1 pseudogene is annotated in these 218 nt (G+C 55.0%); it reads left to right on the top strand.

Going from position 1 to position 218, the window contains the following annotated elements:
* Positions 1-218: pseudogene (locus QMX88_RS29425) on the top strand (hypothetical protein); the annotation flags it as partial.

Consider the following 218-nt stretch of genomic DNA (forward strand, 5'->3'; position numbering starts at 1 on the left):
TGGCCATTTATCGCGGTCGGGCAAAAGATGTGGATGCGACTCGAAGGCTCCAGCAATCTGGACCTGCCCGGTTGGCAAGGGTATGAGATCAGCAGTCCGGGCGCCCAAGCTACGACGGTTTCAAAGGATGATTACCTCATTAACCTAACCGATGGTTCGACGTTAAGACTGATACTCGAAGTGTCGTTTGATGGCGGGCTAACGCGCCGGGCGTTTCC

The sequence above is a fragment of the Pseudomonas sp. PS02290 genome, assembly GCF_029960075.1.
Lineage (GTDB): Bacteria > Pseudomonadota > Gammaproteobacteria > Pseudomonadales > Pseudomonadaceae > Aquipseudomonas.